This is a genomic window from Candidatus Anaeroferrophillus wilburensis (assembly GCA_016934315.1).
In the GTDB taxonomy this organism is placed as follows: domain Bacteria; phylum Desulfobacterota; class Anaeroferrophillalia; order Anaeroferrophillales; family Anaeroferrophillaceae; genus Anaeroferrophillus; species Anaeroferrophillus wilburensis.
The window spans coordinates 96,687-104,735 of sequence record JAFGSY010000025.1 but is presented as its reverse complement, the minus strand read 5'-3'; the positions used below and the strand labels follow the sequence as shown (position 1 = coordinate 104,735).

The 8,049-nt window shown below is 51.2% G+C and carries 9 protein-coding genes and 1 tRNA gene; all 10 read left to right on the top strand.

Going from position 1 to position 8,049, the window contains the following annotated elements; genetic code table 11:
* Positions 1 to 85: elongation factor Tu (locus JXO50_06280; protein ID MBN2332696.1), on the top strand; the 85-nt coding region annotated here is incomplete at its 5' end.
* A 23-nt stretch (positions 86 to 108) separates the two neighbouring features.
* Positions 109 to 261 carry a 50S ribosomal protein L33 gene (gene rpmG / locus JXO50_06275; protein ID MBN2332695.1) on the top strand — a complete coding sequence of 51 codons (153 nt, stop codon included), beginning with the start codon at positions 109 to 111 and terminating at the stop codon, positions 259 to 261.
* 50 nt (positions 262 to 311) lie between these two features.
* A tRNA-Trp gene (locus JXO50_06270) sits at positions 312 to 388 on the top strand.
* Between the two features lie 62 nt (positions 389 to 450).
* On the top strand, positions 451 to 657 hold the full coding sequence (secE, locus tag JXO50_06265; protein MBN2332694.1) for a preprotein translocase subunit SecE: 207 nt from the start codon (positions 451 to 453) through the stop codon (positions 655 to 657).
* A 59-nt stretch (positions 658 to 716) separates the two neighbouring features.
* Complete coding sequence (nusG, locus tag JXO50_06260; GenBank protein ID MBN2332693.1) at positions 717 to 1,247, top strand: transcription termination/antitermination protein NusG; 531 nt, start codon at positions 717 to 719, stop codon at positions 1,245 to 1,247.
* A gap of 78 nt (positions 1,248 to 1,325) precedes the next feature.
* Positions 1,326 to 1,748, top strand: a complete 423-nt coding sequence (gene rplK, locus JXO50_06255; GenBank protein MBN2332692.1) for a 50S ribosomal protein L11 — start codon at positions 1,326 to 1,328, stop codon at positions 1,746 to 1,748.
* A gap of 51 nt (positions 1,749 to 1,799) precedes the next feature.
* Entirely contained in the window at positions 1,800 to 2,495 is a 696-nt protein-coding gene (locus JXO50_06250) for a 50S ribosomal protein L1 (GenBank protein ID MBN2332691.1), read from the top strand.
* 172 nt (positions 2,496 to 2,667) lie between these two features.
* Entirely contained in the window at positions 2,668 to 3,189 is a 522-nt protein-coding gene (rplJ, locus tag JXO50_06245; GenBank protein MBN2332690.1) for a 50S ribosomal protein L10, read from the top strand.
* 85 nt (positions 3,190 to 3,274) lie between these two features.
* Complete coding sequence (rplL, locus tag JXO50_06240; protein MBN2332689.1) at positions 3,275 to 3,646, top strand: 50S ribosomal protein L7/L12; 372 nt, start codon at positions 3,275 to 3,277, stop codon at positions 3,644 to 3,646.
* Positions 3,647 to 3,852: 206 nt separating this feature from the next.
* Positions 3,853 to 8,028 carry a DNA-directed RNA polymerase subunit beta gene (gene rpoB, locus JXO50_06235; protein MBN2332688.1) on the top strand — a complete coding sequence of 1,392 codons (4,176 nt, stop codon included), beginning with the start codon at positions 3,853 to 3,855 and terminating at the stop codon, positions 8,026 to 8,028.
* Positions 8,029 to 8,049 lie beyond the last annotated feature (21 nt).

Genomic DNA, 8,049 nt, shown 5'->3' with positions numbered 1-8,049 from the left:
TGCCATGGAGGATGGGCTGCGTTTTGCGATCCGTGAAGGCGGCCGGACTGTTGGTGCCGGGGTCGTCAGCGAGATTATTGAATAACGTTTGACCGAGCTGATGGTGGTATTATGCGAGACTTGATTATACTGACTTGTGGTGATTGTAAAAGGCGTAATTATACCACGACAAGAAATAAAAAACAAAATCCCGAAAAGTTGCAGGTAAAGAAATACTGCCGTTTTTGTCAAACGCATACGTTGCACAAGGAAAGCAAGTAGCCCCTGTTCAGTGTTCTGAGTATTCAGACAGGGGTTTTTTGTTATTGTTCAGGCCAGTAGCTCTAACGGCTAGAGCACCGGACTCCAAATCCGGGTGTTGGGGGTTCGAATCCCTCCTGGCCTGCCATGTTTACGGGTGCGAATTGGCGAACCAAGGGCCCGGTGGGCGAATTATCAAGAGGATATAACGTGGCTGAAATAAAAGAGAATATTGTTGAATTTACCCAGTATCTTCAGGATTCCAAAGCGGAACTGAAGAAAGTAACATGGCCCGGCCGCAAAGAAACGATGGGGTTGACCTGGGTAGTGCTGCTCTTTGTATTCCTTATTTCGTTGTTCCTAGGCGTTGCTGATCTCGGGCTTTCCAAGGTGGTAAAGCTGGTTCTTGGTGCATAAGGTGAGGTCTGGCCGGATTCCCCGGCTGTTGATAAAGAATGAAGGTTCATGAAGGCTCCATGACAAAAAAGTGGTATGTCATCCATGCCTATTCAGGGTATGAGAATAAGGTTAAACAGTCTCTGGAAGAGCGGATTAAACTCTATCATATGGAGAGCTGTTTTGATGAGGTGGTAGTGCCCACTGAACAGGTTATTGAGATGGTCAAGGGCAAGAAAAGGACCTCTCATCGTAAGTTTTTTCCCGGCTATGTACTGGTGAAAATGGAGCTTAATGATGAAACCTGGCATGTGGTAAAGGATACCCCGAAGGTTACCGGCTTCGTCGGCGGCGGACGGGCCCCTCGATCGATCTCTGAGGAGGAGGCCCAGACCCTGTTGAACCGGATAGCCGAGGGGGAGATGAAGCCGAAGCCCAAAATCGATTTTGAAGTTGGTGAGAATGTTCGGGTTACCGAGGGACCTTTTGCCAATTTCACCGGCTCAGTGGATGACATCCTGCTTGATAAAGGGAAGGTTCGGGTGCTGGTCAGTATTTTCGGCCGGCCGACTCCCATTGAGATTGAATTTGGCCAGATTGAGAAGATCTAGGCTGACAAGTGCGGTTGACGCAGAAAGCTTTATGGTGACGGCCCAGAGAGGTGGCCGTCATTTCGTGGGAGAATCACTATGGCAAAAAAAGTTATTGGTTTAATCAAGCTGCAGATACCGGCCGGCTCGGCGAACCCGTCTCCCCCTGTAGGACCGGCGCTGGGGCAGCATGGTGTCAATATTATGGAGTTTTGCAAGGCCTTCAATGCTAAAACGCAGCAGCAGCAAGGCATGATTATCCCGGTGGTCATCACGGTGTATGCTGACCGTTCCTTCAGCTTCATTACCAAGACCCCGCCGGCGTCTGATCTGCTGAAAAAGGCTGCCAAGGTTGAAAAAGGGTCAAGCGAGCCGAATAAAAAGAAGATTGGCAAGGTCACGAAAGCCCAGGTTGAGGAGATTGCCCAGTTGAAAATGCCCGATCTGAATGCTACAACCCTTGAGGCGGCAAGGAAAATAATTGAGGGTTCGGCGCGAAGTATGGGGATTGAGGTTAAATAGTCCGAACATTGAGGCAATGACAGGCTCATTGTCAGATAAAGGTAGAAAGTGATGGCTAAACGAGGAAAAAAATACCTGGCGAGTAAAGCCAAGGTAGAGCACTTGCAGAAATACTCCCTGATCGATGCTTTTTCCCTGGTCAAGGAGCTGGCCCCGGCAAAATTTGACGAAACCGTTGATGTGGCCATTCGACTGGGAGTTGACCCCCGTCAGGCGGACCAGATGGTTCGGGGCGCGGTGCTCCTTCCCCATGGAACGGGGAAGACGGTCCGGGTGGTGGTTTTTGCTAAAGGGGAAAAAGAGAAGGAAGCCCGTGATGCTGGTGCGGACGAAGTCGGTGCCGATGACCTGGCCCAGAAGATCAGTGAAGGCTGGCTGGACTTTGATAAAGCGGTTGCCACTCCCGACATGATGGGTGTTGTGGGTAAGCTCGGCCGGGTTCTCGGACCCCGCGGTTTGATGCCGAACCCCAAGGTTGGTACGGTCACCTTTGATGTTGCCAAGGCGGTGCAGGATATCAAGGCGGGTAAAGTTGATTTCAGAGTGGAGAAGGCCGGCATTATCCATGCGCCGTTGGGCAAAGTATCCTTTGCCGCCGAGCAGCTGGAAGATAACGCCAAGGCCCTGATTGAACTGCTCAATAGAATGAAGCCTTCCTCCAGCAAGGGGGTCTACATGAAGGCGATAACCATTTCATCCACCATGGGGCCTGGGGTCGACGTCGACCTTGCCAGCCTGAAATTATAACGGAGTATTGTAGCCAAAGACCGCAGGTGCTGCCGGGTGCTATGACCCGGGAGCTTAATAGCCTGCCGAGGCGTTCCGTTTATTCTTCTGCTGATCCTTGATGCGGAAGGTGTAGTGTATGGATACTCCACTCCTTTGGCTACCTAAACCTTATTGAAAAGGAGGTGAGTGCGTGGATAAATCGGATAAGCAAGCCATGGTTGAATATCTTTCAACCCAGTTTGCCAAGGCGCAAGCAGCTTTTCTGACCGATTACCGTGGACTTGATGTTGAAAAGATTTCAGATTTGCGTAATCGTTTGGGGGCGCAGGGTAGTGAATACCGGGTAATCAAGAATACCCTGGCGAAAATAGCCGCCCAGGGAACGATTATTGAAAACTGCAAGGAACAGTTGCAGGGGCCCAATGCCATGGCCCTGGTCTTTGATGACCCGGCAGCGGCTGCCAAAACTCTGGTTGAATTTGCTGAAAAAGAAAGCAAACTGGAGATTAAAGGTGGCGTTCTGGGTGGTACGGTGCTGAGTGTGGCGGACATCTCTCACCTGGCGTCGCTGCCCGGCAGAGAAGTTCTGCTGGCCCAGGTATTGGGGACGATGAATGCTGTCCCCGGCGGTTTGGTAAACGTTCTGAGCGGTGTGGTCAGATCATTGGTGCAGGTTTTAAGTGCAGTGCAGGAGGCCAAAGAACAGGCGTAAGGAAATGCATTGCTTTCAATTATAATGAAAACAGTTGAAATGAAAAAATTGTTTATCCACTGGAGAGGAGTATCTCATGGCTGACATTACCAAAAACGATGTAATAGCATTTATTGAAAATATGACAGTTCTTGAACTTTCAGAGCTGGTGAAAGAGCTTGAGGAAAAGTTCGGCGTTTCAGCCGCCGCTCCCATGGCGATGGCTGCCATGCCGGCGGCCGCAGCTGCCGCCCCGGCGGAAGAGCAGACCGAATTTGATGTTATCCTGACTGGTTTTGGCGACAAGAAAATTCAGGTTATCAAAGTGGTACGTGAAATTACCGGCCTGGGACTGAAAGAAGCCAAGGCGCTGGTTGAAGAAGCTCCGAAGCCGCTCAAAGAAGCAGTGGCAAAAGATGAAGCCGACCAACTGGTTAAAAAGATTGAAGAAGCCGGCGGTACGGCAGAAGTTAAATAAGTTATTTCTTGGTAGTTGCTACAGTGGTGAGGGGTAGGGGATTTTCCCCTATCCCTTGCGCTGTTTTATTCCTTTGCCATCACCTGTCTGTTTAGGTGATGGAATTTCCAGTCCTGCTGTTTGTTATATTCTTACGCGTGCTACCTTCCAGTTGCTAAAGGCACCGTATCCCAGCCGCTAACCATCGATAAGAGGTAAGTTGTTCTATGGTATCTCCGAGAGCCAATATCCCCCGTTACCGAAACAATTTTGCTTCCATTAAAGAAGGTGTTGACCTTCCCTTCCTCCTTGATATTCAGCTGGTTTCCTACCAGCGTTTTTTGCAGATGGATATCCCTGATGATCAACGTCAGGATATCGGCCTGCAGGGGGTTTTTAAAAGTGTTTTCCCCATCAAGGACTTCTATGGCACCTCCTCCATTGAGTTTGTCAGCTATAGTTTGGGAAAACCACGCTACAGCGAGCAGGAATGCATGCTCAAAGGGCTGACCTATGCTTTTCCCATCAAGGTTAAAATCAGGTTGATTATCTGGGACCTTGATGATGAAAGTGACAACCGCTCGATCAGGGACATCAAAGAGCAGGAAGTTTATTTTGGTGAAATTCCCCAGATGACCGGGCGTGGAACTTTCATTATCAATGGTACTGAAAGGGTTATTGTCAGTCAGCTGCACCGGTCGCCGGGGGTGTTTTTTGCCCAGGAAGGCAGCAAGAGCACGGTCAGCGGTATGCCCCTCTTCAGTGCCAGGGTGATTCCCTACCGGGGTTCCTGGATAGATTTTGAGTTTGACAGCAAAGATATTATCCATGTCCGGATTGACCGGCGGCGGAAGCTGCCGGCGACCATCCTCCTGCGAGCCCTGGGTTATTCTACTGAAGAGCTGCTCAATCTCTTTTATGACAGCCTGACCATCGTCAGGGAAGGTAACGATTTTTTCCGCCTGATCAACTATGACAACTATGACCTGTCAGGTGGGTATAAATGCCAGTTTGATATTGTCCATCCTGAGACCGGTGAAGTGTTGTTGAAAAAGGGCCGCAAGGTTAACCGGACAGCTTTTAAGAGGATGAAAACTGCTGAGGTAACCCGCATCCCCATTCCTGAAGAGGAGGTTTTGGGAACGTTTGTGTCGCATGATATCATCGATCAGGATACCGGTGAGGTGCTGATTGAGTGCAACCAGGAGATGAGTGCCGACAAGCTGGAGATGTTGCGGGCCTCCTCGGTGAACAGGTTCGAACTGCTGTTCATTGATAATATCAATGTCGGCTCGTTTCTGCGTGATACCCTGTTGATGGACAAGATCGTGCTGGCCGCCGAGGAGCGGGAACAGGCCGCCAAGGAGGGCAAAAGCGAAAAAGAGATGGAAGTCGAGAAGGCGATGCTGGAGATCTATCGCCGGCTGCGCCCTGGAGAACCGCCGACGATCGAAACGGCCGCGTCATTGTTTCACAACCTGTTCTTCAATCCCGAACGCTATGACTTGTCCCGGGTTGGCCGGCTGAAGATCAATCACAAGCTGGAAACGGAACAGCCCCTGGATTGCAAAACACTTACCAAAGAAGATATTATCGCTATTGTTCGCTATTTGCTTGCCTTGCGTAATGGCAAGGGGGTGATTGATGATATTGACCACCTTGGCAATCGCCGGGTGCGGACGGTTGGTGAATTGGTGGAAAATCAGTATCGGATCGGCTTGGTGCGGATGGAAAAATCGATCCGTGAGCGGATGAGCCTGCAGGAAATCGATACGGCCATGCCCCATGATCTGATCAACTCAAAACCGGTCGCGGCCGCCATCAAGGAGTTCTTCGGCAGCAGCCAGTTATCGCAGTTTATGGATCAGACCAACCCCTTGTCTGAGATTACCCATAAACGCCGTCTCAGTGCTCTGGGACCCGGCGGACTGACCCGGGAGCGGGCCGGATTTGAAGTGCGTGATGTGCATCCGACTCACTATGGGCGGGTTTGCCCCATTGAGACCCCTGAAGGTCCCAACATTGGTTTGATCTCCTCCCTCAGCACCTATGCCCGGATCAATGATTTCGGTTTTGTGGAAACACCCTATCGGGTGGTCAAAGACGGCAAGGTAACGGAAGAGATCCGTTACCTCTATGCTATGGATGAAGATGGGCAGACCATCGCCCAGGCCAATGCACCGCTCAGCGAAACGGGAGAATTTATCAATGAGCTGGTGTCCGCCAGAAAATCCGGCGAGTTCATGATGCTCAGACCCGAAGAGATCAACTATATGGATGTATCGCCGAAACAGCTGGTCAGCGTTGCAGCTTCCCTGATTCCTTTTCTGGAACACGATGATGCCAACCGGGCTCTGATGGGGTCAAATATGCAGCGTCAGGCGGTGCCCCTGCTGTTAGCGGAGGCACCCATGGTAGGTACCGGGATGGAAAGCCGGGTCGCCCGGGATTCCGGTATTGCCATTGTTGCTAAGCGTGACGGGGTGGTGGAATATGTTGATGCCACTAAGATAGTGGTCCGCAGTATAGCCGATGACGAAGCCCAGGATGTGGGTGTTGATATCTATCCATTGATCAAATTCTGGCGTTCCAACCAGAATACCTGCTTTAACCATGTTCCCCTGGTACGCAATAACGATTTGGTTCGTGCCGGCGAGGTGCTTGCCGATGGCCCTTCGATGGATCAGGGAGAATTGGCCCTCGGGCAGAATGTCATGGTTGCCTTTATGCCCTGGGGTGGCTATAACTACGAGGATTCAATCCTTATCAATGAGCGGATGATTCGTGAGGACAAGTTTACCTCCATCCATATCGAAGTGTTTGAGGTGGTTTCCCGGGACACCAAACTGGGGCCGGAAGAGATAACCAGGGATATTCCCAACGTCGGTGATGAGGCCCTTGCCAGTCTTGATGAGGATGGCATCATTCATATCGGAGCCCATGTCAATCCCGGTGATATCCTGGTGGGGAAAATTACCCCCAAAGGCGAAACCCAGCTGTCTCCGGAAGAAAAGCTCCTGCGGGCTATTTTTGGTGAAAAAGCCGGCGAGGTCCGTGATACCTCCCTGCGGGTGTCACCCGGTGTCAAGGGAGTGGTCATTGATACCAAAACCTTTGCCCGCAAAGGGTTTGGTATCCTCGATGATGGTGAGGAAGACCGGGAAAGGGAAATAGCTGCCACCCGGAAAGCCATCCAGGAAGAAAGTGATATTGTCCGTGACAGTGTTAACAAGAAGATTAGGGAGCTGCTGGCGGGGCAGACGTTGCTGACCGATCTTCTCGGCCATAAAGGTGAGGTACTCCTGCCGCGCAACACCAATCTGACGGCAGAAATGCTGGTTGGCATTTCATACAGTCTGTGCCGTAATGTGGCGGTTAAAAATGCTGCCCGGATTGAGGAGAAAATCAACCAACTGATTGATTTTCTTGATGAGCGGCTGGCGCAGCTGTCCCAGACCTTGGAAGAAAAGATTGAAAACATCAGGCGTGGTGATGAGTTGCCTCCCGGCGTCAACAAAATGGTCAAGGTGTATGTGGCCATTAAGCGGAAACTGTCGGTAGGTGACAAGATGTCCGGTCGCCATGGGAATAAAGGGGTGCTTTCCAAAATTGTACCCACCGAAGACATGCCGTATCAGGCTGATGGCACCAGCGTTGATATTGTCTTGAATCCTCTGGGGGTTCCCTCCCGGATGAATGTCGGCCAGATCCTTGAGACCCATCTGGGCTGGGCCGCCAAGTCGTTGGGCAGTCAGATAAGTGCCTATCTTGAGGAGCATTATGCGCCGGATAAATTGCGCCAAAAGCTGGAAGCGGTTTATCGTTTTGATCAAACGGTGTGCGCTGCCATTGCCAGGATGAATGATGATGACATTCGCCGGCTGGCCGCCAAGGTATCCAAGTTTGTTCCCATGGCAACGCAGGTCTTTGACGGTGCCAGCGAGGATGAGATTAAATCCTGTCTGCGGGAGGCCGGTTTGCCGGAATCCGGCCAGGTTACTCTCTATGACGGACGCACCGGCGAACCCTTTGATCGGCCGGTGACGGTCGGCTATATGTACATTCTCAAACTTCACCATTTGGTTGACGACAAGATGCATGCTCGCTCCATTGGTCCCTATTCGCTGGTGACGCAACAGCCTCTGGGCGGCAAGGCCCAGTTCGGCGGCCAGCGTCTGGGTGAAATGGAAGTTTGGGCTCTGGAAGCATATGGGGCATCATACTCGCTGCAGGAGCTGCTGACGGTGAAGTCCGATGATGTTGCCGGTCGGACGAGGATGTATGAAGCCATAGTGAAAGGCAGAAATGAATTGGAGTCCGGCCTTCCGGAATCATTCAATGTATTGGTCAAGGAATTACAAAGTTTGTGCCTTGATGTTGATCTGGAAGAAAAGGAAGTTTGATCCTGAGACAGGGGGATGCTT